This window comes from Kordiimonas lipolytica (assembly GCF_042651265.1).
In the GTDB taxonomy this organism is placed as follows: domain Bacteria; phylum Pseudomonadota; class Alphaproteobacteria; order Sphingomonadales; family Kordiimonadaceae; genus Kordiimonas; species Kordiimonas lipolytica.
The window spans coordinates 438,132-464,026 of the sequence record NZ_JBHSCR010000001.1 but is presented as its reverse complement, the minus strand read 5'-3'; the positions used below and the strand labels follow the sequence as shown (position 1 = coordinate 464,026).

The 25,895-nt window shown below is 58.2% G+C and carries 23 protein-coding genes, 1 tRNA gene and 1 pseudogene; 12 read left to right on the top strand and 13 right to left on the bottom strand.

The window, feature by feature from the left end; all coding sequences use genetic code 11:
- Positions 1 to 5 precede the first annotated feature (5 nt).
- On the bottom strand, positions 6 to 713 hold the full coding sequence (locus ACFO5Q_RS02160) for a dienelactone hydrolase family protein (protein ID WP_068148174.1): 708 nt from the start codon (positions 711 to 713) through the stop codon (positions 6 to 8).
- A 45-nt stretch (positions 714 to 758) separates the two neighbouring features.
- Complete coding sequence (locus tag ACFO5Q_RS02155; RefSeq protein ID WP_068148172.1) at positions 759 to 1,250, bottom strand: methylated-DNA--[protein]-cysteine S-methyltransferase; 492 nt, start codon at positions 1,248 to 1,250, stop codon at positions 759 to 761.
- A gap of 77 nt (positions 1,251 to 1,327) precedes the next feature.
- On the opposite strand from ACFO5Q_RS02155, the gene mnmE reads away from it, so the two are divergent.
- The 5 genes from mnmE (at position 1,328) to ACFO5Q_RS02130 (ending at position 7,218) form a co-directional block, all read left to right on the top strand.
- The gene (mnmE, locus tag ACFO5Q_RS02150; protein ID WP_068148169.1) at positions 1,328 to 2,722 is read left to right on the top strand and encodes a tRNA uridine-5-carboxymethylaminomethyl(34) synthesis GTPase MnmE; all 1,395 of its coding nucleotides are present in this window, start codon (positions 1,328 to 1,330) and stop codon (positions 2,720 to 2,722) included.
- A gap of 183 nt (positions 2,723 to 2,905) precedes the next feature.
- Positions 2,906 to 4,777, top strand: coding sequence for a tRNA uridine-5-carboxymethylaminomethyl(34) synthesis enzyme MnmG (mnmG, locus tag ACFO5Q_RS02145; RefSeq protein ID WP_068148165.1), 1,872 nt, complete (start codon positions 2,906 to 2,908; stop codon positions 4,775 to 4,777).
- A gap of 16 nt (positions 4,778 to 4,793) precedes the next feature.
- Positions 4,794 to 5,414, top strand: coding sequence for a 16S rRNA (guanine(527)-N(7))-methyltransferase RsmG (gene rsmG, locus ACFO5Q_RS02140; protein ID WP_068148161.1), 621 nt, complete (start codon positions 4,794 to 4,796; stop codon positions 5,412 to 5,414).
- Between the two features lie 45 nt (positions 5,415 to 5,459).
- A complete protein-coding gene (locus ACFO5Q_RS02135) occupies positions 5,460 to 6,269 on the top strand; it encodes a ParA family protein (protein ID WP_068148158.1) in 810 nt (269 codons plus the stop codon).
- 34 nt (positions 6,270 to 6,303) lie between these two features.
- Positions 6,304 to 7,218: a ParB/RepB/Spo0J family partition protein gene (locus tag ACFO5Q_RS02130; RefSeq protein ID WP_068148155.1), complete on the top strand. Its 915-nt coding sequence runs from the start codon at positions 6,304 to 6,306 to the stop codon at positions 7,216 to 7,218.
- Between the two features lie 68 nt (positions 7,219 to 7,286).
- On the opposite strand, the gene gshB is transcribed toward ACFO5Q_RS02130, so the two are convergent.
- From gshB to rsmI, 3 genes are read right to left on the bottom strand one after another with little or no spacing between them, the layout of a single operon-like run.
- Positions 7,287 to 8,240 (bottom strand): glutathione synthase, encoded by a 954-nt coding sequence (gene gshB / locus ACFO5Q_RS02125; RefSeq protein WP_156431968.1) that lies wholly within the window; start codon positions 8,238 to 8,240, stop codon positions 7,287 to 7,289.
- Between the two features lie 52 nt (positions 8,241 to 8,292).
- Positions 8,293 to 8,655 carry a YraN family protein gene (locus ACFO5Q_RS02120; protein ID WP_068148149.1) on the bottom strand — a complete coding sequence of 121 codons (363 nt, stop codon included), beginning with the start codon at positions 8,653 to 8,655 and terminating at the stop codon, positions 8,293 to 8,295.
- Position 8,656: 1 nt separating this feature from the next.
- Positions 8,657 to 9,523, bottom strand: a complete 867-nt coding sequence (rsmI, locus tag ACFO5Q_RS02115) for a 16S rRNA (cytidine(1402)-2'-O)-methyltransferase (protein ID WP_068148144.1) — start codon at positions 9,521 to 9,523, stop codon at positions 8,657 to 8,659.
- Positions 9,524 to 9,682: 159 nt separating this feature from the next.
- Here rsmI and ACFO5Q_RS02110 point away from each other — a divergent pair, with 159 nt between their 5' ends.
- Positions 9,683 to 11,056 (top strand): penicillin-binding protein activator, encoded by a 1,374-nt coding sequence (locus ACFO5Q_RS02110; protein WP_068148141.1) that lies wholly within the window; start codon positions 9,683 to 9,685, stop codon positions 11,054 to 11,056.
- Here ACFO5Q_RS02110 and hemW read toward each other — a convergent pair.
- The 3 genes and pseudogenes from hemW to rph all read right to left on the bottom strand — a co-directional run bounded on the left by hemW (position 11,025) and on the right by rph (position 13,523).
- The gene (gene hemW / locus ACFO5Q_RS02105; RefSeq protein ID WP_082719895.1) at positions 11,025 to 12,227 is read right to left on the bottom strand and encodes a radical SAM family heme chaperone HemW; all 1,203 of its coding nucleotides are present in this window, start codon (positions 12,225 to 12,227) and stop codon (positions 11,025 to 11,027) included. The two genes, ACFO5Q_RS02110 and hemW, sit on opposite strands and share 32 nt — an antisense overlap.
- Positions 12,205 to 12,732: pseudogene (gene rdgB, locus ACFO5Q_RS02100) on the bottom strand (RdgB/HAM1 family non-canonical purine NTP pyrophosphatase); the annotation flags it as partial. The gene hemW and the pseudogene rdgB, both read right to left, overlap by 23 nt.
- A gap of 77 nt (positions 12,733 to 12,809) precedes the next feature.
- Positions 12,810 to 13,523: a ribonuclease PH gene (gene rph / locus ACFO5Q_RS02095; protein WP_068148132.1), complete on the bottom strand. Its 714-nt coding sequence runs from the start codon at positions 13,521 to 13,523 to the stop codon at positions 12,810 to 12,812.
- A gap of 173 nt (positions 13,524 to 13,696) precedes the next feature.
- On the opposite strand from rph, the gene hrcA reads away from it, so the two are divergent.
- Together hrcA and grpE are read left to right on the top strand one after the other, a co-directional pair.
- Entirely contained in the window at positions 13,697 to 14,731 is a 1,035-nt protein-coding gene (gene hrcA / locus ACFO5Q_RS02090; RefSeq protein WP_068148130.1) for a heat-inducible transcriptional repressor HrcA, read from the top strand.
- Between the two features lie 49 nt (positions 14,732 to 14,780).
- A complete protein-coding gene (gene grpE / locus ACFO5Q_RS02085) occupies positions 14,781 to 15,371 on the top strand; it encodes a nucleotide exchange factor GrpE (protein WP_068148127.1) in 591 nt (196 codons plus the stop codon).
- A 150-nt stretch (positions 15,372 to 15,521) separates the two neighbouring features.
- Here grpE and ACFO5Q_RS02080 read toward each other — a convergent pair whose 3' ends face one another.
- Positions 15,522 to 17,105 (bottom strand): lysine--tRNA ligase, encoded by a 1,584-nt coding sequence (locus ACFO5Q_RS02080; protein ID WP_068148124.1) that lies wholly within the window; start codon positions 17,103 to 17,105, stop codon positions 15,522 to 15,524.
- A 138-nt stretch (positions 17,106 to 17,243) separates the two neighbouring features.
- Here ACFO5Q_RS02080 and ACFO5Q_RS02075 point away from each other — a divergent pair, with 138 nt between their 5' ends.
- The 3 genes from ACFO5Q_RS02075 to ACFO5Q_RS02065 all read left to right on the top strand — a co-directional run bounded on the left by ACFO5Q_RS02075 (position 17,244) and on the right by ACFO5Q_RS02065 (position 21,521).
- On the top strand, positions 17,244 to 20,018 hold the full coding sequence (locus tag ACFO5Q_RS02075) for an ATP-dependent DNA helicase (protein ID WP_082719894.1): 2,775 nt from the start codon (positions 17,244 to 17,246) through the stop codon (positions 20,016 to 20,018).
- 69 nt (positions 20,019 to 20,087) lie between these two features.
- Positions 20,088 to 21,032, top strand: a complete 945-nt coding sequence (locus ACFO5Q_RS02070) for a DUF6492 family protein (protein WP_068148122.1) — start codon at positions 20,088 to 20,090, stop codon at positions 21,030 to 21,032.
- A gap of 75 nt (positions 21,033 to 21,107) precedes the next feature.
- Complete coding sequence (locus ACFO5Q_RS02065; RefSeq protein WP_068148119.1) at positions 21,108 to 21,521, top strand: tellurite resistance TerB family protein; 414 nt, start codon at positions 21,108 to 21,110, stop codon at positions 21,519 to 21,521.
- A 91-nt stretch (positions 21,522 to 21,612) separates the two neighbouring features.
- Here the strand turns inward: ACFO5Q_RS02065 and ACFO5Q_RS02060 are convergent, their stop codons facing one another.
- From ACFO5Q_RS02060 to metZ, 4 genes are read right to left on the bottom strand one after another with little or no spacing between them, the layout of a single operon-like run.
- Positions 21,613 to 22,413, bottom strand: a complete 801-nt coding sequence (locus ACFO5Q_RS02060; RefSeq protein WP_156431967.1) for a PIN domain-containing protein — start codon at positions 22,411 to 22,413, stop codon at positions 21,613 to 21,615.
- A gap of 60 nt (positions 22,414 to 22,473) precedes the next feature.
- Positions 22,474 to 23,919 (bottom strand): TrkH family potassium uptake protein, encoded by a 1,446-nt coding sequence (locus tag ACFO5Q_RS02055; protein ID WP_068148111.1) that lies wholly within the window; start codon positions 23,917 to 23,919, stop codon positions 22,474 to 22,476.
- A gap of 50 nt (positions 23,920 to 23,969) precedes the next feature.
- Positions 23,970 to 24,398 carry a Co2+/Mg2+ efflux protein ApaG gene (gene apaG, locus ACFO5Q_RS02050; RefSeq protein ID WP_068148108.1) on the bottom strand — a complete coding sequence of 143 codons (429 nt, stop codon included), beginning with the start codon at positions 24,396 to 24,398 and terminating at the stop codon, positions 23,970 to 23,972.
- A 19-nt stretch (positions 24,399 to 24,417) separates the two neighbouring features.
- Positions 24,418 to 25,626, bottom strand: a complete 1,209-nt coding sequence (gene metZ, locus ACFO5Q_RS02045; protein WP_068148105.1) for an O-succinylhomoserine sulfhydrylase — start codon at positions 25,624 to 25,626, stop codon at positions 24,418 to 24,420.
- 176 nt (positions 25,627 to 25,802) lie between these two features.
- Here metZ and ACFO5Q_RS02040 point away from each other — a divergent pair.
- Positions 25,803 to 25,876 (top strand) — tRNA-Gly (locus tag ACFO5Q_RS02040).
- The last annotated feature ends 19 nt before the right edge of the window (positions 25,877 to 25,895 follow it).

Genomic DNA, 25,895 nt, shown 5'->3' with positions numbered 1-25,895 from the left:
CAACCTCAGCCCTTCAGGTTGGTCTGGAAAAAGTCCCGCGTGCGGGCGTTCGCGAGGTTGGCGGCAGCCGTGTTCCAGTTGACACCGTCCGGGCGGGCGAAGGCATGGTCCACCCCTGGGTAGCTATGGATGGTGACATTTGCATTGTCCTTCAGGCCTTCTTTGATGCGTTTCTGTGCGTCCTTGTCAACAAAGCCGTCTTCTTCCGCGATATGCATCAGAAGCGGTGTTGTGATCTTGGCCGACAAGTCCAATAGGGTATCAAGCCCGACACCATAATAGGCGACACTTGCGTCCACGTCTGTCAGGGCGGATGTCTTGTATGCAAGGAGGCCACCAAGGCAGTAGCCGACAGCGCCGACCTTGCCTGTGCCGCCTTCAAGTTTCTTGGCAACAGCCACCGTGGCGGCGATGTCTTCCATGCCTTTGTCGTGGTCGAATGTCTGGAAATAATGGAAAGCCTCTTTCCATTCTTCTTCTGTCTTGTCCGTGATATCCACGCCCGGCTTCATGCGCCAGAACAGATCGGGACAGATGGCGATATAGCCTTCGCGCGCCAAGTCGTCGCAAATCTGGCGCATGCCTTCATTGACGCCGAAGATTTCCTGCAGAACCACAATCACCGGGCCGTTGCCGGTTTTGGCTGGGCGCACCACATAGGCCTCAAATGTGCCGCTGCCATCTGTCGCCTGAATGTCGATCATGTCTGCCATCGTCTGTCCCCTCATGTCCGGTATCCTGTTGTTTCTTTCCTTGAGTTAGTCCAGCGCCCCGGCTTCTTCAAGGGCCTTGCCTTCTTCAACGCTCAATGCGCCCTCGAGCACGAGGAGGGCGCGTTTGGTATAAAGCCCACCATCGCCCGAATAGCCCCCAAGCTTACCTGCAGATGCGACAATTCTGTGACAGGGGATCAATATCGGGATCGGATTCCTGCCACAGGCCGTGCCCACAGCCTGCGCGGCGGAGCCGATCTCGGTCGCCAGATCGCCATATGTCCGGGTTTCGCCATAGGGGATTTCCCGCATGGCCTTCCAAACCTTTTCCTGGTGCTTGGTGCCCATGGGGCATAGGGGCAAGTCGAATGCCTGGAGGTCGCCGTCGAAATAGGCGTCCAGCTGACGCTTCGCTTCAATCAGGAGCGGCGTCGGTTCCTGGAACGGACTCCAGCCCCAATCGAGCGAGACAATAGCGCCGTCGAATTCCGTAATGGTGATATCGATCACCGGCGTGTGCATTGAGAGTTGCGACATGGATTGCCTCTCTATATTGATTAGGTCATTGCTATTGTGTGCGCGCCCTGGGCGCAAGCGAATTACGCCAAACCGTTATGAAAGACCAATCAGTGGCCCAAAGCTCCCAGACGTTTGCAGACACAATCTTCGCACTTTCAAGTGGTGCTGGCACCGCTGGTGTCGCTGTGGTGCGATTGTCTGGCCCACACGCATTCGCGGCCCTTGAAGCCCTGTCCGGCAAGCCGGTACCGGAAGCCCGCTATGCGGCGCTTCGCCTGCTGACGAATGAAGATGGTGCGCGGCTTGACCAGGCCCTTGTGATTGCCTTCAAAGGCTCCGCGAGTTTCACAGGCGAGGATGTGGTGGAGCTGCATCTGCATGGTGGCCGCGCGGTGGTCGCAGGTGTGCTTGAAGCACTAGACCGGATCGATGGATTGCGCCCCGCAGAGCCGGGCGAGTTTTCCCGCCGGGCGTTTGATAACCAGAAGCTGGACCTTACCGAAGCTGAGGGCCTCAACGATTTGATCCATGCCCAGACAGCTGCGCAGCGCGAGCAGGCGCTCAGACAAATGGATGGCGCGCTCAGGGATCTGTATGAGGATTGGCGCGGACGCCTGGTCGCTCACCTGGCGCATCTTGAGGCCGATATCGATTTTCCGGACGAAGACCTGCCCGAAGGTGTAGCTGGGGCTGTTAGACCAAATATCTTGTCATTAAAGTTCGAAATAACACAACATCTTGTGGATGGGCGGCGTGGTGAGGCCCTCAGGGAAGGATTTCGCATTGTCATTATGGGGGAACCCAATGCTGGCAAGTCCACGCTTCTCAATGCGCTGGCAAAATCCGATGTTGCGATTGTCTCAGATGAGGAAGGCACCACCCGCGATGTGATCGAAATCCAGCTCGACCTGGGTGGATATCCCGTTCGGCTGATCGATACTGCGGGTGTCCGCGAAAGCCAGGGGGCTATCGAGCAGGAAGGTATCCGCCGGGCGCTTGCCCGCGCCGAGGAGGCTGACCTTCGCCTTGTGCTGATCCGTGCTGACGATTGGCCGGTGATCCCAAAATCGATGGAACGCTGGCTCGATGAGAAGGCGATGCTGGTGATCACCCAGACCGATCGCACAGACATGTTTCACGTGAAACATGATAAATTGCCGGGCATGCCGGATGTGAAGGTTGCCGACGTGGCCTATGTTTCTGCGAAAACCGATGTGGGCTTGAGCGACCTGTTTAGTCATCTGGAAGAGCATGTGCGCGAGGCGATGGCGCCCCGCGAAGTACCGTCGCTCACGCGCGTGCGTCACCGCCGGGCGCTTGAGGAAGCGGTCGACCATCTTGATCGGTTTGATCAGAATGCGGGGCTGGACGCAGTGTTGGCCGCGGAGGATGTGCGTATGGCGGCGCGCTCTCTTGGGAAAATCACAGGCCGAGTCGGCGTAGAGGATATCCTTGATGTGATCTTCTCCGATTTTTGTATCGGCAAGTAGGGGCGCGCTTTAGACCATGTTTCACGTGAAACATGGGTAAGGTGGTCGCTGCCTCCGCCACTTAACTTTGACTTAAAAATCATTCGCTAGTATAGAACGCTCCAAGTGGGGCCCGCATCTGATGCAGGGGCCTCTTTTTGTTGGTGTCTTTGATATAGGCACTAGGCAGAATGGAATTGTTGAATGACTGATTTTGACGTCATTGTTATCGGGGGCGGGCACGCCGGCTGTGAGGCCGCGGCGGCTTCTGCGCGCATGGGCGCAAACACGCTTCTGATCACCCACAAGGTTGAAACCATTGGCGAGATGTCCTGTAACCCGGCAATTGGCGGATTGGGCAAGGGCCATCTGGTGCGTGAAATTGATGCGCTTGACGGCATCATGGGTTTGGTGGCTGACCGCTCCGGCATCCAGTTCCGCTTGCTCAATCGCCGTAAAGGCCCAGCCGTTCAGGGACCACGCTGCCAATCAGACCGGAAGCTTTACCGCGAGGCAATGCAGGAAATCCTGGGCGATTACCCGAACCTGACGATTGAAGCTGGTGCGGTCGAAGACATGATCATTGACCGGTCTGGCGACAAGCCGAAGGTGACGGGCATTGTGACCGCAGACGGCAAGACCGTCACGGCTGGCGCGGTGATCCTGACGACAGGCACTTTCCTGCGCGGCCTGATCCATATTGGGGAAAAGAAAATCCCGGCAGGGCGGGTGGACGAAGCACCAGCGCTCGGTCTTTCGGACACGCTGATGTCTTTGGGGTTTGAGCTTGGGCGTCTTAAGACCGGAACGCCCGCGCGCCTTGACGGCAAGACCATCGATTGGTCCGTGTGTGAAGAGCAACCGGGCGACAGTCCGCCTGTGGCTTTCTCGTTCCTGACGGACGAGATCACCGTGCCGCAGATCAGCTGCTACATGACGCGCACCACGGAACGCACGCACGAGATCATTCGCGAAAATCTTCACAGGGCACCGATGTATTCTGGCCAGATCGACAGCAAAGGCCCACGCTATTGCCCGTCGATCGAGGACAAGGTTGTCCGCTTTGCAGACAAAAACAGTCACCAGGTTTTCCTGGAGCCCGAGGGGCTTGATGATGACACGGTTTATCCGAACGGGATTTCCACAAGCCTGCCCGAAGAAGTGCAGGATGAGATGATCCGTTCAATCTCGGGGCTGGAGAATGTCCGGATCATCAAGCCGGGCTATGCGATCGAGTATGATTTCGTTGATCCGCGTGAGTTGAAGGTAACACTTGAGACTCGCCGCGCAGACGGCCTCTATCTGGCAGGCCAGATCAACGGCACGACCGGATATGAAGAAGCGGCGGCGCAGGGCCTGATGGCGGGCGCGAATGCGGCGATCAAATCCCGCGGGTCGGACGAGCGTTTTGTGCTCGACCGCGCCGACGGCTATATCGGTGTGATGCTGGATGACCTTGTCACCCAGGGCACGCGCGAGCCTTACCGAATGTTCACGAGCCGGGCGGAATACCGCCTGTTGCTGCGTGCCGATAATGCCGATCAGCGTTTGACCGAGAAGGGCGCGGCTATCGGCCTTGTGGGCGACGCGCGCAAACAAGCGTTCGCGGACAAGAAAGCGGCTCTGGCGGCAGGGCGTGCGATTTTGAAGTCTGTGTCCCTGACGCCCAATGAGGCAGAGAAGCATGGCCTCAACATCAACAAGGACGGTGTGCGCCGGGACGGGGAAACCCTGTTGGCTTTCAGCACCATTGATTTTGATATTCTCAAGGCGATATGGCCGGATGTGCTTGGGCAGATTGACCCTGCCATTGCCGAGCAACTGTCGATCGATGCGATGTACCGTGGGTATCTTGAGCGGCAACAACAGGATGTGGATGCCTTCCGCAAGGACGAAGCGCTTGAGATTCCGGAAGACCTGGACTTCGGTATGATCACTGGCCTCTCGAATGAAATGCGCGAGAAGTTCAAGGAAGCACGCCCGGCAACTCTGGGCGCTGCGGCGCGTATCGCCGGCGTCACACCAGCGGCCCTGACGCTTCTTCTGGGCCATATCAAGAAACGCCGCGCGGCATAACCTTTTGGAATCGCTTATGTATGGTGCTGACGATCTAGCGCGTGATCTGGATGTTTCACGTGAAACGCTGGATAAGCTGAAGGTCTATGCGGGCCTGCTCCGGAAGTGGCAGAAAGCCAAAAATCTGGTTGCCAATTCCACGCTTGATGACATGTGGCGCAGGCATTTTCTCGACAGTGCGCAATTGGCTCCCCTGTTGAAGGAGCACTTCGGCGACAGAAAAATCACCCTTCTTGATATCGGGTCCGGCGCTGGCTTCCCGGGTCTGGTGCTCGCAGCTATGGGGGTGGCGACGGCCCATATGGTCGAATCGAATGGCCGGAAATGCACTTTCATGAATCAGGTTTCACGTGAAACAGGCGCTGATGCCACGATTCACGCGCGCCGGATTGAGGAAATGGACATTTTCCCGGTAGATATTATTACCAGCCGCGCCTGCGCCCGCATCAGTCAACTGCTTGATTGGGCAGCACCTTTCATATCAGACGATACAGAGATGTGGCTTTTGAAGGGTGAGATCGCGGATGAGGAATTGACCGAAGCAAAAGCTTGTTGGAAGATGGACGTCAATCGTTTCAAAAGCCTGTCCGACCCCACAGGGGTCATCTTGAGGCTATCATCAATAAAACGGTTGTAAGTTTTTGAATTTAAAGGCTTTTGCCTGTTCCGGGGAGGGGTTTGCATGAGTTCTGCTGCGCAGACGGGAAAGAAGGCGAAAATTATCGCTGTCGCCAACCAGAAAGGCGGCGTCGGCAAGACCACCACAGCCATCAATCTGGCCACAGCCATGGCGGCGGTGAAGAAGAAGGTCCTGATTCTGGACCTGGACCCACAAGGCAATGCGTCCACCGGGTTCGGTATCGACCGCCACGCGCGCGAGATCACATCCTATGATGTGGTGCTGGGTGCTGCACCCTTTGGGGATGCGATCATCGAGAGCGGCGTGCCTGGCCTGTCGATTATCCCAAGCACCATTGACCTTTCCGGCGCGGACCTGGAGCTGGCGGAACTGCCGCACCGGAATTTCCGCCTGCGCTATGCCATGGAAAAGGCCCAGGCGCGCGAGGAATATGACTATATCCTGATTGACTGCCCACCATCCCTGTCGCTGTTGACGATCAACGCGCTGGTGGCTGCGGACAGCGTATTGGTGCCGCTGCAGTGCGAATTTTTCGCGCTCGAAGGTCTTAGCCTGCTTCTTAAAACCATCGAACAAGTGCGCGGCAGCCTGAATCCGAACCTCACCATAAATGGCGTGGTGCTGACCATGTTTGACAAGCGGAACAACCTGTCCGAACAGGTAGCGGGCGATGTGCGCGATTTCCTTGGCGACAAGGTTTACCAGACAGTTATCCCGCGCAATGTAAGGGTTTCCGAGGCTCCGAGCCATGGCAAGCCCGCGCTTCTCTATGATCACCGCTGTGTCGGCAGCCAGGCCTATATCAAGCTGGCGCGCGAGCTTTTGGGTCGTGACCGTAAATTGGCGGCATAAATTAATAAAAAACAATAGGTTAGAAGTTTTTCTTATGACAAAGACTGCACGTAAAGGATTGGGGAAGGGGCTTTCGGCGCTACTCGGCGACGACCGGCCGGTTTTTGACGACAAGGGCGATGTGGTTGCGGCCCCGAATGTAGGCCGCCCTCAGGCAGGCCGCCGCTGGTTGCCGATAGAGTTCCTGGAACGGAATGCAAATCAGCCACGGGTTCATTTTGATGAAGATGCACTGGCGGAGCTGGCATCCTCAATCAAGGAAAAAGGCCTGTTGCAGCCGATCCTGGTGCGCGAGCTTCAGCCTGAGAAATACCAGATCGTTGCGGGCGAGCGTCGCTGGCGCGCGGCGCAGAAGGCTGGCGTTCATGAGGTTCCGGTGGTTGTGAAGGAACTCAACGACACGGAAGTGCTTGAGATCGCGATCATCGAGAATATCCAGCGGCAGGACCTGTCGGCGATCGAAGAAGCCATGGCCTATAAGCGCCTGATGGAAGACTTCAAGCACACGCAGGAAGCTGTTGCGGAAGTGGTGGGCAAGAGCCGCAGCCACGTAACCAACCTGCTGCGCCTTCTGTCTCTGCCTGAAAAAGTGCAGACGATGGTGGGCGAAGGAAAGCTTTCCATGGGGCATGCCCGCGCGCTGATTGGTGCGGATGATCCGCTGGCGCTGGCGAAACGCATTGTGGCGGAAGGGCTTAGCGTACGCCAGACGGAGGCGCTGGCCAATGAGGCCAAAGGCAAGCAAAAGCGTAGCCCGCGTCCGGGCGGCACAGGTTCCGGCAAAAAGAAAGATGCGGATACCGTGGCGCTTGAAAAGGACCTTACGGCCGCTGTGGGGATGAAAGTAGCCATCGACCATGAAGGCGAGGGCGGCAAGGTCACCATTTCATATGAAACGCTGGAGGACCTTGACGAGCTCTGCAGCAAACTTGGTGTTTGCGGCTTTTAGACCAGCATCTGCATGAATTGAGAAACCGGCCCTAACCAACTGTTGGGGCCGGATTTTTTATGCCTGCCTTATGATTTCAGGCGCTTTTCAATCGCGTCCCAGATGTCGGCTTCAAGCTTGACACCGTCAAACCGGTTCACAGCCTGCAGACCTGTGGGTGAGGTGACGTTGATTTCTGTCAGCCAGTCCCCAATCACATCGATACCCACAAAAATCAGGCCTTTTTCACGAAGCGCCGGGCCGATGCGGTCGCAGATTTCCTGCTCTCGCGGTGTCAGGTCGGATTTCTCGGCGCGACCGCCCACCACCATGTTGGAGCGGATCTCGCCTTCTGCAGGTACCCGGTTGATGGCGCCCACGGGCTCACCGTCTACCAGGATGATGCGTTTGTCGCCCCGCACGACTTCTGGCAAAAACTTTTGAACCATCACCGGTTCCCGGCTGCCAATCAGGAAAAGTTCCATCAGACTTGAAAGATTTGGATCATCGGGTTTCACGTGGAACACACCAGCACCACCATTGCCGTACAAGGGCTTGACGATGATATCGCCGTGGCGCTTGCGGAAGGCTTTCACGTCTGCCTCATTCCTGGTGATCATGGTGGGGGGCATCAGGTCCGGGAATTCGGTGACAAACAGCTTTTCGGGCGCGTTCCTGACTTCCGCCGGGTTGTTGACCACCAGCGTATCGGGATGCACCAGGTCCAGAAGGTGGGTCGCGGTGATATAGGCCATGTCAAACGGCGGGTCCTGGCGCATCAGCACCACATCCATGTCCCGAAGGTCGATGATTTCCCTGTCGCCAAGACTATAGTGATTGTCGCGCTCGCGCCGCAGCATCATCGGGCGGGCATGCGCCTGAACCTTGCCTTCATCGAAAAACAGATCTTCCGGCTGATAGTGCCAAAGGCTATAGCCGCGGTCCTGCGCTTCAAGCGCCATGACAAAGCTGCTGTCGCCGTCAAAATTGATATCTTCGATGGGGTCCATTTGAACCGCTACTTTAAGAGCGCGCTCTGCCATTAACATTTCCTCTAGAAAATTCTCAAACTTAAAGTGTTACTTTAGCTGGGCTTTATGCTTCAGGCCGCCAGGCATCCTTGATATGGGACGGTAAACTGCCGCGTACAATGGCTATCACATCAAAGCGAACGGATGCGTTCATTTCTTTGTGACGGGCCAGCCAATCAACGGCCGCTTTCTCGATGCGACCGCGCTGGCGGAAAGTGACAGATTCCCTGGCATCCCGGTCAGTTTTTCGGCTTTTTACCTCAATGAAGGCGATAAGTTTTCCTCGCCTGGCGATCAAATCAATTTCACCATAGGAAGACCGGTAGCGTTCCTCAAGAATGCTATAGCCCTTAAGGCGCAGAAACCAGGCGGCGAACTCTTCGGCCTTGCGGCCCCTTGCTTCTGCCTGTTGCCGCGCCTTGGTCATCCTACCGGCCTGAAAGCTCAAGCGCGCGGGCGTAAATGGCTTTTTTCTTTTCGCCCGTGATCTCGGCCACAAAAGCGGCGGCGGACTTGACGCTCATATGCTTAAGGGCAGCCTCAAGGAGATGTTCGGTATCCATGTCAGATCCGCTTCCGGCGTCCGCTACATGGGCGGGCGGGCCGATCACCACCACGCATTCCCCCTTGGGCGCACCTTCATCGGCATACCATTTGGCGACATCCGCAAGCGTGCCGCGCTTCACTTCCTCAAATTTCTTGGTCAGCTCCCGGCAAACGGCGACCTCGCGTTCCCTCAGCACGGCTGCCGCATCTGCCAGGCAATCGGGCAACCGGCGCGTGCTTTCATAGAACACCAGGCTGGCTTGGGTTTTGGCCTCAGCCTCAAACCAGCTTTGGCGCGCGCCCGATTTGTTTGGCGGAAACCCCATGAAAAGGAAGCGGTCGGTTGGCAAGCCTGTGAGCGTGAGCGCCGTGATGGCCGCGCAGGCACCGGGAATGGATGTAACATAAAGCCCGGCATCCTGAGCTTCGGCCACCAGCTTGTAGCCGGGATCGGAAATCAAGGGCGTGCCCGCGTCAGAGACGAGCGCGATGCGCTCCCCGGCTTCGATCCGAGCCAGCAGTTTCGGCCGTTCGCGCGCGCCGTTATGCTCGTGATAGGGGCTCAGGGGTTTCTTGATCAGCTTGGCGGTTAAAAGTTTGGCGGTCACACGCGTGTCTTCGCAGGCGATATGGTCCACGCCCGAAAGTACCTCAAGCGCTCGTTCGCTGATGTCTGAAAGGTTGCCGATCGGCGTCGCGACAACATAAAGCCCTGCCGGCAGCTTTTTCTGTGACCCGATTTCAGCCATTTTTATGATCCAGTATGTGTTGTGAGGGCATCACCAACGGCCGGTTTCCCGGTGGGTCGCTGATATCCTTCTAAGCCACTGATTTACAGGCGCCCTGTTTATCAGTAGGGTCAGCGCAAACAAGGCAAGGTTCGGCCCCAGATAACACCAAGGTTGGTCATGGTTGCAAGTAAGTTTCTGAAAGACTTCAAAGTGGCAGCGGCCGTCGCGCTCTGCGGTCTTCTGGCTGCCTGCGGCCCATCGGGCGAAGCGCCGGTGAAACGCGCACCGGTACCCATTGCTTCAGAAGCGTCCACCGACCAACAAAAAGGCGAGGCAGACCAACAGGCACTGCCCGTTACCGAACCGGATGATCGCCCTGTGCGCATCGCCATCCTCCTGCCGCTGACGGGACCTCTCGCGGAAACGGGGCAGGCGCTTTTGAACGCGTCTACTATGGCGCTCTTTGATGCCTATGACCCACGCCTGACGCTGTTGCCGTTTGACACGAAGGCGGAAGGCATGGCCGCGGAAGAAGCAGCGCGCGCCGTGCTTGACGCTGGCGTAGACATTGTGCTGGGGCCGCTTCTGGCGGGCAATGTGCAAATTGCGGGCGAGGTTTTCAGCCAAGCGGGCATTCCGGTTCTTGGCTTTTCAAATGATAGCCGTGTGGCGGCACCCGGGCGCTATATCCTTGGCTTCATGCCGGAAGGGGAAGTGCAGCGGGTTGTGGATTATGCCGTGACCCAGGGGCATGTGAACTTCAGCGCGCTGATCCCGGAAGGCCGGTACGGCGAACGCGTTCGGGCAGCCTTCGGCGATGCTGTCAGCTATGACGGTGGCAAGGTGGTGGCGCTTGAAAGCTATCCGCCCGACCCGGACAATGTGTTTGAGCCCGTCAAGGCGCTTGCCAACTATGACCAGCGGCAAAAAAACCTGCGCGACGAAATCAATGCCCTCAGGGCCTTGGGCGATGATGTGACGGATGAAATCGCCAACAGGCTGGCGAAAGCTGAAGAGCTTGAACCCGTGGGGTTTGATGCGGTGCTTGTGCCTGAGGGCGGGGCACTTTTGCGCACGGTTGGGCCTCTTCTGCCGTTTTATGAGATTGACCTTGATGATGTGCAGCTTCTGGGCACCGGCCTTTGGAATGACCCGACGTTGATGGACGAACCTCCCCTTCATGGCGGCTGGTTCGCGGCCCCCGAGCCCATGCAGCCACAAGCTTTCATGACCCGCTATGAGGACATGTTCGGCACCCGGCCGCCGCGCATTGCCACCATTGCCTATGACGCCATGAGCCTTGTGGCCGCGTTGTCGCGTGATACTCTGGAGGAAGGCGAAGAACGGTTTTCTGGCACGCGGCTCACGAGTCCGACCGGTTTTGTCGGTGTCGATGGGCTTTTCCGCCTGAATATTGACGGCTTGAACGAACGCGCCCTGGCGATCCTTGAAGTGTCGCGACGCGAATTCAAGGTGATTGACCCGGCGCCAAAAGCCTTCCCAAGCTTCGGCTATCCGATCAGGCAATCAGTTTCCCGAGAAGGAAATTAAGGAGCGGTCGGCCCTGCTCGCTTAGCCGCAATGTCTCGCCGTCATAGAAAAGGTGGCCGCTTGCGACCAGATCCCCTGCGACACCAAAATCGATCACACTCTTGGCGCTGACCCCAAGCCGGGCCTCGAGGGCCTTGATATTGATGCCGGCCCGCAGCCTAAGCCCCATCATGACGGCTTCAATGAAACGGTCTTCCGCACTTACCGGCTCAGTCGTGTCTGTCCCCAACCCAAAGGTTTCAACTGACCTGAGCCAGTCTTCTGGCCGTTTGATCTGGGCGTGGGCTGTGGCTGTACCCCTGAAGGTGGCGGGCACGCGGCCATGCGCGCCGGGGCCGATGCCCACATAATAGTCGCCTTGCCAATAACTCAGGTTATGGCGGCTTTCCTGGCCAGGTGCTGCGTGATTTGAGGTCTCATAAGCGGGCAGTCCCGCTGCTTTGGTGATTTCCTGCGTCAGGTCATATAGCGCGGCGGCTTCGTCCTCATTCGGCAGGGTGAACCGCCCGCGCTTATACTGGTGGTAAAAGGCCGTGCCTTCCTCAATCGTCAGTTGGTAGAGCGACAGGTGCGTGGGCGAAAAAGCGAGCGCTTCGGTTAACTCTGTGCGCCAATCTTCAAGTGATTGTTCAGGCCGGGCATAAATCAGGTCAAAGCTAACGCGATCAAAGTTGGCTCGCGCAACTTCAAGGGCCTTGAGGGCTTCCCCCGCATTATGCAGCCGCCCGAGGAACTGGAGCGCGTCATCACGCAGGGACTGGATACCCACGGACAAACGGTTCACGCCTGCTTGGCGGTAGGCGCGGAAGCGGCCAGCCTCCACGCTTGATGGGTTGGCCTCCAGCGTGATCTCAATATCGCTTTTGCCCCAATGATGGCTTACGCGGTCAATGACTGCGGCGACAGTCTCGGGCTCCATCAGGCTGGGGGTGCCGCCCCCGAAAAAGATGGAACTGGCAGAAAGGCCCGGGAACTTTTCAGCAAAACTGTCGATCTCGCGCACAAGGGCCGCGCGCCAACGGTCGTGGGACACCTCATCGCGTACATGGCTATTGAAGTCGCAGTAAGGGCATTTTTTCAGGCAAAAGGGCCAGTGCACATAAATGGCGGCTGGCCCTTTGTATGCTGAAGCCTCAATGGCTGGCGGTTTATGCGGGCTTGAAGCAGGCATCAATCAACTGCTTGAATGCGTCAGCCCGGTGGCTCATGGCATGCTTTTCCGCTGGTTCCATCTCGGCGAAGGTTATGTCGTGGCCTTCGGGGATGAAAATCGGGTCATAGCCAAAGCCCTTTTCGCCGCGCATGGGCCATGTGAGCGAGCCAAAGACCTTGCCTTCAAAGCTTTCCATATGGCCGTCGGGCCACGCCAGCGTCAGCGCGCAGGTGAAGTTGGCGCCGCGGTCCGGGTTGTCGCCCAACTTATCCATCACGGCTTTCATGCCAATGTTGAAATCCTTGGATGGTCCGGCCCAGCGGGCGCTGTAGATGCCGGGTTCGCCGCCAAGGCCGTGAACTTCAAGGCCGCTGTCGTCCGACAGCGCGGGCAGGCCGGAGGCTTTCGCCGCCGCCAGCGCCTTGATTTCGGCATTGGCGATGAAGCTCAGGCCGTCTTCAACGGGTTCCGGGAGGTCCAGCTCCCCGGCGGAGATTGTCTCGACACCAAAAGGCGCCAGAAGTTCGCCAATCTCGCGCACCTTGCCCTTGTTGTGGCTGGCGATTACCAGCTTGTTGCCTTCGAAATGCCGCGCCATGGTTAGCCCAGAGCCTTCTTCTGTGCGGCCGTGATCTGATCACAGCCGATGCGGGCGAGGCGAAGCATGCGCAGGAACTCTTCCTCCGAAAACGGCTCTTCTTCTGCTGTGCTCTGGATTTCTACAATCCCGCCCTTGCCGGTTAGGACGAAATTGGCGTCGGTTTCCGCCGCGCTGTCTTCGTCATAATCCAGATCCAGCACCGGGGTGCCCTTGTAGATGCCGCAGCTGATGGCGGAAACGCTGTCGGTGAACGGCATCTCACTGATCAACCCTTCGCGCATCATCCATTCAAACGCCAGATGAAGGGCCACATAGGCGCCGGAAATGGACGCCGTGCGGGTGCCGCCGTCAGCCTGGATCACATCGCAGTCCACGCGCACCTGACGCTCGCCGACTTTGCGGAGGTCCACAACGGCCCTGAGCGCGCGACCGATCAGGCGCTGGATTTCCTGCGTGCGACCCGACTGCTTGCCTTTGGCGGCTTCCCGCGGCATCCGGCCATGGGTGGACCGCGGCAGCATGCCATATTCCGCCGTCACCCAGCCCTTGCCGGTGTTCCTCAGCCACGGTGGGCAGCTGTCCTCAACGGTGGCGGTTACCAGCACATGGGTGTGGCCAAATTTCACCAGGCAGCTGCCTTCAGCATGCTTGGAAAAGCCGGGGGTCATCTCAAGGGTGCGAAGCTCGTCACCCGCGCGTCCACTGGGTCGCATGGAAAATCCTTTGTTTTTGGCAGTTCTTCTGTTGCTTCTTCTACCCACTCACCCCATTTAGGTCAAAGGTGAAAGCGCTTCTGCGCCGCCTTTCGGCCGATTATTCGATTGAAGCGTGTCACCGGCTTTTTTATTGTAGCCAAGGATAGAAGGCAGGGACAGAAGGCAAAAGCATGTCACTTGCAGTTTTGAACGAACGATCGAAATCCATCTTCCGCCAGATTGTAGAGACATATCTGGACTCGGGCGATCCCGTCGGCTCGCGCACCATCAGCCGGGCGGACGGGATTGACGTGTCTGCCGCCACCGTTCGGAACGTGATGGCGGACCTGGAAGATGCAGGCCTCCTTGTTTCCCCGCATACGTCCGCGGGCCGCATCCCCACAGACCTTGGCCTTCGCTTTTTTGTCGATGGCCTGATGGAGGTGGGCAACCTGACCCGTGAGGAGCGGGCGTCCATCAAAGGCCAGTGTTCCGCCACGGGTCGCGCGCTTGAAGATGTGCTCTCAGATGCCACCAAGGCGCTGTCGGGCCTGTCGCGCTGCGCGTCTGTCGTGATGGTCCCGAAGCAGGACCTGACGGTCAAGCATATCGAGTTTGTACCCATAGCCCCCGACCGCGCGCTTGTGGTCATGGTGGCCGAAGACGGCAGTGTGGAAAACCGCATTATCACAATCCCGCCCGGCTTGCCGCCGTCCGCGCTTATTCAGGCGGGCAATTACCTGAGCACCCGGCTTGTGGGCCGCACGTTCGACCAGGTGCGCGGGGGTGTGGAGCAAGAACTGAAGACCCGGCAGGCGGAACTGGATGAGCTGACAGGCAAGGTGGTATCCGAAGGGTTGGCCGTTTGGGGCGGGGGCGACGACAAGGCGTCGCTTCTGATCTCAGGGCAGGCCAACCTTCTGGATAACGTGCAGGCGGCCGAGGACCTGGAGCGTATCCGCCAGCTCTTTAACGAGCTTGAGCGCAAAAAAGACTTGATCCGCTTGATGGAACTCGCCAAAGACGGGCGAGGCGTGCGCCTGTTTATCGGGGCCGAGAATAATTTATTTTCGCTTTCGGGTTCATCTCTCGTTGTCTCTCCCTATATGAACGGGGCGAACAATATTGTAGGAGTGATCGGGGTAATCGGCCCAACGCGGCTGAATTATTCCCGGATTGTGCCGATGGTGGATTATACCGCGCGGGTGATTGGCCGGATGCTCTGATGCATCAGCCCCCGCATTTTAACGGAATGAAGAGTAAAGAGAGCAGTCCATGAGCGAACAAGAGACCAACAAGCCGGAAGAGCAGATGGAAGAAGCCGCAGCCGCTGAAGCTGCAGCCGAAGCGCAGGCCGGGGAAGAGACGGGCGCAGAAGAAGATGTTGTCGCCCAGCTGAAGTCCGAGAACGCTGAACTGAAAGACCGCCTTGTGCGCGCGCTGGCGGAAACGGAAAACGTCCGCCGCCGGGCCGAGAAGGACAAGGCGGACGCCAGCGCCTACGGCGTGACCGCCTTCGCCCGCGATATATTGAATGTGTCTGACAACCTGAAGCGCGCACTTGAAGCTGCACCTGCGGAAGTTTCCGAAGACCTCAAAGGCTTCGTGGACGGTGTGGAGATGACAGAGCGCGAGCTTCTGAACATTCTGGAGCGCCACGGTATCCGCAAGGTGGAGCCTGAAGTGGGCGAGAAATTCGACCATCAGTTCCACCAGGCCATGTTTGAAGTGCCAACAAGCGAGCATACGCCCGGCAGCGTGATGCAGGTTGTGGCCGCAGGCTATGTGATCAAGGACCGCCTGCTTCGCCCCGCCATGGTGGGCGTGGCAAAAGGCGAGCCGCAGAAGGTGGACCAGGAAGTCTAAGCCTTCTCTGAAACCAGGAACGAAAAAGCCCCGCAACTCTCGCGGGGCTTTCTTTTTGTCTGAGCCGTCATACCGGCGTAAGCCGGTATCTCTGTCAATTGGAACCCGGTTGGGTGAACAGGCCCCGGCCTGCGCCGGGGCGACAGTATTTTAGCCGATCAGCTCGCCAGCGATGGCTTTATCAACAAGCGCCAGGGTTTCTTTGATGCCGTAAAGCGCGATGAAGCCGCCCATGCGCGGGCCCTGGCTTTGACCCAGCAGCACTTCGTAACATGCCCCAAACCAGTCGCGCAGGTTCTCGAACTGGGCGTCTTTGCCCGCTGAGTAAACCTCGGTCATGATCAGCTCGGCGTCATGCTCGTTCGGGTCCAGCGCTTCAAGGCGCAGCTTCAGGCTTTCAAAGGCTGCTTTTTCCTGCGGCTCCGCCAGACGGTAGGTCTTTGTTGGTTTGACGAAGTCGTCATAGTAGCGGATCGCATAGGCCATCAGGCGGTCAAGTTCCGGGTGGTTCTCGGCGTTGGTGCCTTCTGCGTAGCGGCTGACGAAGCCCCAAAGCGTGTCTTTATTGTGCGCGTTTGCAGCCGACACAAGGTTCAGCAGAAGCGCGAAGCTAACCGGCAGGTCATACTCAGGCACGTTGCCGCCATGGATGTGCCATGCCGGGCTCTTGTAGCGCGCGCCTTCGTCCTGCTCGTGGAACTTGCTTACAAAGGTATAATATTCGTCGACCGCCTTCGGGATCACGTCAAAATACAGCCGCTTGGCCTTCTTCGGCGCCTGGAACATATAGAGGGACAGGCTCTCCGGGCTTGCGTAGGCCAGCCAGTCTTCAATCGTCAGGCCGTTGCCCTTGGATTTGGAGATTTTCTTGCCTTCCTGATCCAGGAACAGCTCATAGTTAAAGCCCTCTGGCGGTTGGCCACCCAGGATGCGGCGAATGATGGATGAAAGCTTCACGCTTTCGATCAGGTCTGCGCCCGCCATTTCATAGTCGACATCCAGCGCGTCCCAGCGCATGGCCCAGTCCACTTTCCACTGGCATTTCACCTTGCCGCCGGTGACTTCGGTCTCAAATCGTTTGCCGGCTTCATTCTCGAACGAAATGATGCCTGCTTCCGGGTCTTCAACGCGCACAGGCACCTGCAGTACCACACCGGTATCCGGGCAGAGCGGCAGGAACGGGCTATAGGTTTGGCGGCGCTCTTCACCAAGGGTTGGCAGCACCACATTGATGACCTTGTCGTACATGCGACAGATCTTGAGAAGCGTCTCATCAAATTGGCCAGACTTGTAGCATTCGGTCGCCGAATAGAAGTCATACTTGAAGCCGAACTGGTCAAGGAAGGCCTGCAGGCGGGCGTTATTGTGCGCGCCAAAGCTTGGGTGCGTGCCGAAAGGGTCAGGCACCTGCGTCAATGGTTTGCCAAGCGCGCCCTGAAGAAGCTCCTGGTTCGGCACGTTGGTCGGCACTTTGCGCAGGCCGTCCATATCGTCCGAAAAGCAGATCAGCTTCGTCGGGATATCGGAAATTTCCTGGAAGGCGCGCATCACCATGGTCGTACGCGCAACTTCACCGAAGGTACCGATGTGCGGCAGGCCGGATGGGCCGTATCCCGTTTCAAAGAGCACATAGCCCTTCTCGGGTTTGCCCGATTTGTACCGTTTGACCAGCTTCTCGGCTTCCTGGAAAGGCCAGGCTTTGGACGCGAGGGCGAGGTCAATGTTACCGGTCATAATCGTTACCTTCTCTGGTAGTTGAAATCAGCCGCGGAAGCTAGGCTCTCTGCGGCGTTCCGTCAAGATATAGCTTATTTCCCATCACGCAACTTATTCACTGTTTTTTGGATCATTGCCTCGCTATGCTCCGGGGCCATGGAAGACCTTGTTGTTAGTGCGGAGATGAAAGGCGCGGACCTCTCTAGGCTGCCTGTGGCAGTGGTGGGGGCCCGAAGTGCGCAGTTTCTCTCAGGTCATGGCGAGTTTGAGCGCCTCTCGCTTGAGGATGCGGCAGAGCGAATTTCCCGTGAACCTCACCTGATGGTCAACCGGGTGATGGCGGCCCGCAGGCTTGGGCTGCCGCCGATCCGCGCGTTTGACGCATTGGAGCTATACGCATTTGTCAGGCCTGCGCGTTACTGCCTGCCCACCATTCAGGGACTGATGGAAGCCCTGCATCTCAGCCTCGATATCGACTCGGACGAGGATAAATGCCTGGCCGTCAAGGCGATTGCCGAGCGGTTGCTTGTCGACATGGAAGCCCAGACCTATGCCTACCGGGCCGGGGGCGCGAAGGTGGCCATGATGATGGCGCGCGCAGGCTGGACATGGGGGCCTTACGCCCTGAAGGCGATAGAGACCTACCCTGACCACAGCCGTGAAGATGGCCTCCTTGTTTGGACGGCACTCACGGAATGGGAAGATGGTGCCCCGCCGCCCCCGCCGGGGGACGAGCCAGTGGAGGCGGATGAAAGCCAGTCACGCCTTGCAGACCTCCTTGGTGAAGGCTCTGAAACGCGGGAAGGCCAGCAGCGCTATGCCGCCGCAGCGACCCACGCTTTTCGCCCGCGCGAATTCAAGGACGGCCCGAACCTGCAGCTTCTGGAGGCCGGCACAGGCACAGGCAAGACGCTGGGCTATATTGCGCCCGCCAGCATGTGGGCGCAGAAAAACGACGGGGCCGTGTGGCTCTCCACCTACACCAAGAACCTGCAGCGCCAGTTGGATCAGGAACTGTCAAAGCTTTACCCGGACCCCAAGGTGAAAGCCAAACGAGCCGTGATCCGCAAGGGCCGCGAAAACTATGCCTGCCTTCTGAACATTGAGGAAACGCTGCGCGCCGTGATGATGCGGGCGGGGGTTAATGAATCCAAAGGCATGGACAGGGACAAGATCCTGATGGGGCTTGTGGTCCGCTGGGCGCGCTATAGCCGCGACGGCGACATGATCGGCGGCGATTTCCCCAGCTGGCTTGGGGCGCACTTCGGCGCCGGGCGCATCGCGGGGCTGACGGACCGGCGCGGCGAATGCCTCTATTCCGCCTGCGCCCATTTCCGCAAATGTTTTGTCGAAAAGACGGCGCGCAAGGCCAAGCACGCAGACCTTGTGGTGGCCAACCATGCGCTGGTGGTCACCCAGGCCGCCACCCGCGGGGATGACCCGGACCTACCGCGCCGCTTGGTGTTTGATGAAGGCCATCATGTGTTTGAAGCGGCCGACAGTGCCTTTTCCGCCCACCTGACCGGGATGGAAGGGGCGGAGCTCAGACGCTGGCTGAGAGGCAAAGAGTCGGGTGGCACGACAAGGGCGCGGGGTCTCAAATCCCGGCTTGAGGAACTGATCAGCGACGATATGGACGCCAGGAAACTTCTGGAAGAGGTGCTGGACGCCGCAAGCCTTTTGCCGTCAGACAATTGGCTGGGGCGCGTGACCGGCGCGGCCGCCATGACCCGTTTTGAGACCTTCCTGATGCTTGCGCGGGCGCAAGTGTTGGCGCGGTCGGACGCCAATGAAGGCCCGTACGGCCTTGAAGCCACTACATCTGAGCCGATTGAAGGGCTTGTGGACGCCGCCCACGCGCTGGGCGAAGCCTTGATGCAGCTCGCCAAACCCATGGGGGCGCTTGCGGTGTTGCTCGTAAGGCGCCTGGATGAAGACGCTGAAGTGCTCGATAGCACGTCGCGCGGACGGCTTGAAGCCAGCGCGCGGTCGCTGAAGCTTCGGGCAGACACGGTGATGATGTGGGCCCAGATGGCTGAAGGCTTCGGCGCACCGGTGCCTGAACAATTTGTTGAGTGGCTGATGCTGGACCGCGCATTCGGGCGTGAGCGCGATATGGGCTTGTGCCGCCATTTCATTGACCCCACCAAACCCTTCGCCGATGTGGTGCTGGAAAACGCCCACGGTGTGGTGATCACGTCTGCTACGCTGCGCGACAAGGCCCAAAGCGATGATGCCTGGCGCACGGCCGATATGCGCACGGGCGCGCAGCATCTGACCATCGCGCCCAAGCGGCTCGGGGTGCCGTCGCCGTTCGATTATGCGGCCCAAACCAAAGTGCTGATTGTGGGTGACGTTAACAAGCATGACCCAGTGCAGGTGGCGTCAGCCTACCGGTCGCTCTTCATGGCGTCAAAGGGTGGGGCGCTCGGGCTTTTCACGGCCATCAGCCGCCTCCGGTCAACCTATGAGCAGATTGTCGGGCCGCTTGAAAGCATGGACATCCCCTTATATGCCCAGCATGTGGACCCGGTGGATACAGCAACCCTTGTGGATATTTTCCGCGACGAGCTGGACAGTTGTCTCCTGGGTACGGACGCAGTCAGGGATGGGGTGGACGTGCCGGGTGAAAGTTTGCGCCTGATTGTGTTTGATCGGGTGCCTTGGCCCCGGCCCACGCTGCTGCACCGCGCGCGCCGCGCGGCCTTCGGCGGGCGCGGTTATGACGAAATGCTGACGCGCCTCAAGCTGGCGCAGGCATACGGGCGGCTGGTGCGGCGCGCGGGTGACCGCGGCGTGTTCGTCATGCTGGACGGCCAGACCCCAACCCGCCTTCTTGAAGCCTTGCCGGAAGGCGTGGAGATTGAGCGCGTGGGCCTTGCAGACGCTGTCAAATCCATCTGTGAATTCTTCCCGGAAACCGGCGAATAAGAAAATGTTGAAGTTGAGTTTTTCCCATACACAGGGTAAGCCCTGAAACATTATGTTTGGGGGCGTTCAATGAACGAAACACGATTTGATTTCGTGACAGTTGTCTTTTCCGCCGATCTCAGGCTTTTGCAGCTGCAGGCTCGCTCGCTCGCCCGTTTTGCCGACCCATCGAATGTCGGAAAAATTCATGTCATTGTGAATGATGCCTGTTTCAAGTCAGTTGGACGGCTTTTCCGGCGCGATGTGCTGCCGGAATATGGTGCGCTTGCCCCGAAGGTCAGGCTGTGGGATTACCGCGAACTGTGGCCTGGGGGCACAAGCAAAACAGGTTGGCGGTCCCAGCAAGCGGTCAAGCTTTTGGCCGCGAACCTGGTAGAAACCGAAAACTTTGTGATTCTGGATGCAAAGAACCATTTGATCCGACCCCTGACAAGTGACGCACTGATCACTGAGGATGGCAGGCTCAGGTCGCACATGTACCGAATTCACCCTGGTTTTGCGGACCATTTCCGTCGCGCCTGCGCCTATTTCGGCTATGAAGGGGAGCCCGACCTGACCACAGGACTGCCCACCTCAACGCCCTTCTTGATGAAGCGCGATTTGGCGCAGGCGTTGATGGCAGAAATTGAAGCGCGCGAACACATGCCCTTCCCGGACTATTTCATGGAAAGTCGGGCTTTCACAGAATTCTACCTCTATTACGCCTATATCCTAGCGCGGCTCGGGGATGTCTCACAGCTTTATCAAAACCGGATGTCGCCTACGGCCACCCTGTTTGTTGGATTGGCGGGCAAACTGGAAGAAAGCATTGAGCTGTTCAAACGGTTTGAAAATCCGGCTGTTTATTGCATGGGGGTTCATCGGGAGGTCTTGTTGCAGGCCGATGCTGGACAGATAGAAATGATAAAGGACCTGTGGGCGCGCTTTGGTTTGGTGACCGACCCTAAAGAAGCAGCTTATTTCACCACATTCACCAAGCCCTTCCCCAAGTGGCGCCGTTTCCTGCCACTTTGAGGATTTCAAGACCTTTTTCTTGTGTCCGGACTGTGCCGTCGGCTACTCTCTAGCCACGACGAGAGGAGTTTATGTATGTCGACAATCAGTCCAGAAACCGCGCTAGTTTACGCCATGGTCACCGTGTCCGCGTCGGATGATGAAATGACCGATAGCGAACTGAACCGGATGACCGGGATCATTGGCTATCTGCCGGCTTTCCGGAATTATAATATCGAGCGCCTGCGCACGGACACCAACACCTGTATCGAGCTACTCCAGAGCGAAGAAGGCCTTGATGCCGTACTTGGCCTGATCGAGGAAGCCGTGCCCGCTAGCCACATGGACCTGATTTATGGTCTGGCATGCGAAGTGGCGGCATCTGACGGCTCGCTGAGCCAGGAAGAGCTGCGCCTTCTTGAGATGATGCGTCACTATTTCGATATCGACCGGCTGACGGCTGCGGCGATCGAGCGCGGTGTGGCCGCGCGGCAGAAAACCTTCTCCTGAGCTTCTGGCCAAGGGTAGAGATGGAAGGGTGCCGTTTGGCGCCCTTTTTTGTTTGCCTGCGCGAGGCCTGTTTCAAAGGGCCGATGTGGGTTTAGTCTGTTTCTAGCGGATAGGCTGGCAGGTTCTTGTGATCGCGGATACTCGCGAACGGGGTGGCGGCTTCCAGCGCGGCTTCGAGGCCGTCCTCACTCCCTGCTACAATCATGGCGCCAATGGTCCTGGCCTGAGCAACCAGAAACCGGTCAAAGGCGTCATGGGCAGGCAGGGCGGAAACCTGTTTGATTTCCTCAAGCGCTTCTTTGTGCTCATCCTTCTTGCCATAGGCCAGATATTTGATGAATTCGAACCGCACGCCGATGTCATTGGGTGCAAGCGTTACGGCCTTCTCGAATTGCTGGCGCGCGATGCCGCGCTTGGCCCCGAGCGCCAGCCGGGCAAAGAAACCGGCTTCATACACGGTGGTATGCCAGCCGCCGAGGGCGGCGTGAAGGATGCCGTAGTCGCCTGAGACAACTATAAGGTCTTCCAGCTTCCGGCGTGATGCTTTTGCGTATTTCACCTTCTTCAAACGCTTGCCTTCAAACCCAAGGCCGACGGCATAGCTGATCCGGGCGTCCAGTTGGTCGCCATCCAGCTCAATCGCCGCATTGCAGTCATCAAGCGCGCGGTGCAGCGTATGCACCTGGGTTTCGCCGTTTTCAAAAAAGCCGCCCAGCACCAGTCCGGTTCGGCAGGCAGCGGCATAGCCTTCAGCGCCACCGGCCGCTTCAAAAAGGTCTCGGGCTTTCTGGTAATCCCCGGCTCGATAGGCCTCCCAGCCTGCGTTAACGTCTGCGTGCGCTGACGGCGGGCCAAGGAAAAGGAGACAAAGCGTAAAAACCAGAACTCTCATATGCGCCATTTTAAGCGAGCAGTTATGAACAATCGTATAATGCGCCCGGATGCCCAATGGTCAGGCGCGCCAGAAAACAGGGGAAAACAGCACGAGCACGGAGAACAGCTCCAGCCGCCCGATAAGCATACCGATTGAAAGGAGCCATTTGGCTGTGTCCGTGAGGCTGGAGAAATTGCCAGCGGGGCCAACCACATCGCCGATACCGGGCCCGACATTCGCCATCGCGGTTCCCACAGCCGACATGGCGGTGACAATATCTGTCCCTGTACTGGCGACCAGGATCGACAGGATCAGGAAGATGGCCATGAAGAACATCAGGAAGCTCATAACAGAGCCGCGCACATCGTCCGGGATCGGGCGGCCGTTATAGCGCGCCACGAACACGCCGTTTGGCTGCAGTGTGTGCCTGATCCAGCTTCGCATGGACTTGAGCAGCACCTGAAAGCGGAAAATCTTGATACCGCAGCTGGTGGACCCGGCGCAGCCGCCAATAAACATGACAAAGAAGAAAAGCGTGCTGGAGAAGGCGCCCCACTGGCCATAGTCCGTCGAGGCATAACCCGTGCCCGTGAGGACAGAGATGATATTGAGGCTGCCATACCGGAAGGCCTCAGCCACGGTGAAATCCTTCCAGATCACCAACCACACGGTGACAAAGGCGCACAGAAAGGCAACAAGCCACAGGAACCCCCGGGTCTGTTCATCCCGCCAGAGCGCGAGCGGCCTGCCCCTGAGGAGCTGTAGAAACAGCAAAAAGGGGATCGACCCGATGATCATGAAGGCCAGGGCAATCATGTCGACGCCGTAGCTGTCGAACTTGCCGATTGAGGCATCATAGGTGGAAAAGCCGCCGGTGGCGATGGTGGTCATGGAATGGGCCAGCGCGTCAAACGCGCCCATGCCTGCCAGCATGTAAAGCATCATACAAAGGGCCGTGAAAGCCACATAGATGCCGCTGATGGCAACTGAAATCTGGGCTGCGCGCGGCAGGATCTTCTCAACCGTTTCGAAGCTTTCGGTCCTGAAAACCTGCATGCCGCCCACCTGCAGCATCGGCAGCACGGCGACAGCCATCACAACAATCCCGATTCCGCCGAACCACTGCAATAGCGCCCGCCACAGAAGAATGCCGGGCGGTGCATGATCCAGCCCACTGATGACGGTGGACCCGGTGGTCGTCAGCCCGCTCATGGCCTCGAAATAGGCGTCGGTGAAGCTGAGGTCCAGTTCCGAGAAGGCAAGCGGCAGCGCTGCGAAGCCCGGCAGCACCGCCCAGGCCAGCGTGGTCACAAGGAAAGCCTGCCTGAGGTTCAGCGTATCGCTGCTGTCACGGGTGGAGAGCATTAGCATGCCGCCAACGACGGCTGTAAGGAACAGGGCGATCAGGAAGGTTTGCCAGTCGGGGTTGCCCATCACCAGATCTGTCAGGGTCGGCAGGATCATGCCTGCGGCCAGTAACACAACAAGCGCGCCAAGCGTGTAAAGAACAGGTCTCAGGTCCATGTATGCCGGGTTTCCCGCTGATCCAACTGTGGCTTAAACGATATCAATGTCTAATTGATATCAAGCGACGTATGGGGACTATCCAGCGAAAAGGCAGGAATTTCAACATCAAAGGTATGGCCGTCGGTGCGGCGCATCTCGTAAGAACCGCCCATGAAGCCGGACGGCGTGGAAAGCGGCGTGCCGCTTGTATAGATGAAACTGTCGCCGGGGCTGATGAGCGGTTGTTCGCCCACAACACCCTCGCCGCGCACTTCATGGATGCCGCCAACGCCGTCGGTGATGATCCAGTGTCTGCTCAGAAGCTTGACCGGGGTATCGCTCTTGTTGGTGATCTTGATCCTGTAGGCCCAGACATACTGGCCCTCTTCAGGCTCTGACTGTTCATTCAGGAAATAGCTCTGGACAGCGACATGCACACCTTCCGTTTCCGCTTCAAACGTCAGTACGCCATCAATCAGATCGTCATCGCTGTCCATAATGTCTCCTGTTAGACCCTCACACGCCCGCTTTGTCGAGCGCCTGCATCACATCCTGAACCAGATCGTCCCCGTTCTCAAGGCCAACCGAGAAACGGATCAGCCCGGGCGTGATGCCAAGCTCAAGCCGGTCTTCCTCAGCCAGCGCCTTGTGGGTCGTGGACCATGGGTGCGTGGCGATCGACCGGCTGTCCCCAAGGTTGTTGGAGATATCGGCGATTTCAAGGCTGTTCATGAAGGTGAAGGCCTGCTCGCGCCCGCCCGGCAGCTCGAACACCACCATGGTGCCGCCGCGCTCCATCTGGGCGCGGGCCAGGTTTTGCTGCTTGAAATTCGGCAGGTCTGGATGGCGGGTATCCACCACACGTTCGGCAATCGCTTTGGCCAGCTTCTCGGCATTGTCGCACATGCCGTGCACCCGAAGGGAAAGCGTTTCCAGACCCTTCAGGTTTACCCACGCGTTGAAGGGCGACATGGCGCAGCCCGTGTGCCGGTAATAGGCATAGAGATGCTCCTCGTCGAATTCCTTGCTGCAGAGCACGATACCGCCCAGGCAACGCCCCTGCCCGTCGATATGCTTGGTGGTTGAATAGGCCACGATGTCGGCGCCAAGTTCCATCGGGCGCTGCAACACAGGCGTTGCGAACACGTTATCCACCACCAGAAGCGCGCCGTTTTCGTGCGCCAGGTCCGCCAGCGCGCGGATATCCACAATCTCAAGCGTCGGGTTGGCTGGCGTTTCGGTGAACAGGATTTTCGTGTTTGGTTTGATGTTCGCTTTCCATGCTTCAAGGTCCGTGCCGTCCACTACCGTGGTCTCGATGCCGAACCTGGGCAGATAGGTGTCAAGAAGCCAGCGGCAGGAACCAAACAAGGCCCGCGCGGCCAACACATGGTCGCCTGCCTTCAGGCTGGCCATCAGGGATGCGGTCATCGCCGCCATGCCGGTGCCGGTGGCCCGCCCCACGTCTGCGCCTTCAAGAAGCGCCATGCGCTCTTCGAACATGGCAACGGTTGGGTTGGTCTGGCGGCTGTAGGTAAAGCCTTCGGCGCGGCCATCGAAGCGGGCTTCGGCCACTTCGGCTGTTTCATAAGTGAAGGCCGATGTCATGAACATGGCCTCGGACATTTCCCCGAAGTCAGACCGCATCGATCCCGCGCGTACCATCTGGGTCTGGCGTGCCCATTTGCTGGTTTTGCTGCGGTCTGTGCCGGTGCCTTTTTTCATCTGTCGTCTCCAGAGAGTGCTTACTTCAGGGATTGAATATAGCTGCATAAAAGCATGCGAGCCTTTGATGCGCTGCCATTTTGGACGCGTCAAGACAAAGCATGTGACGGCAGTCTATCATTTCTTGCTTTTCAGAGAAGCTGTCGTTAATGGTGTTTTCACCAGCCATGGTACGCGCGGGTGTAGCTCAATGGTAGAGCAGAAGCTTCCCAAGCTTAAGACGAGGGTTCGATTCCCTTCACCCGCTCCAAACAAAGAATTTACTTTGT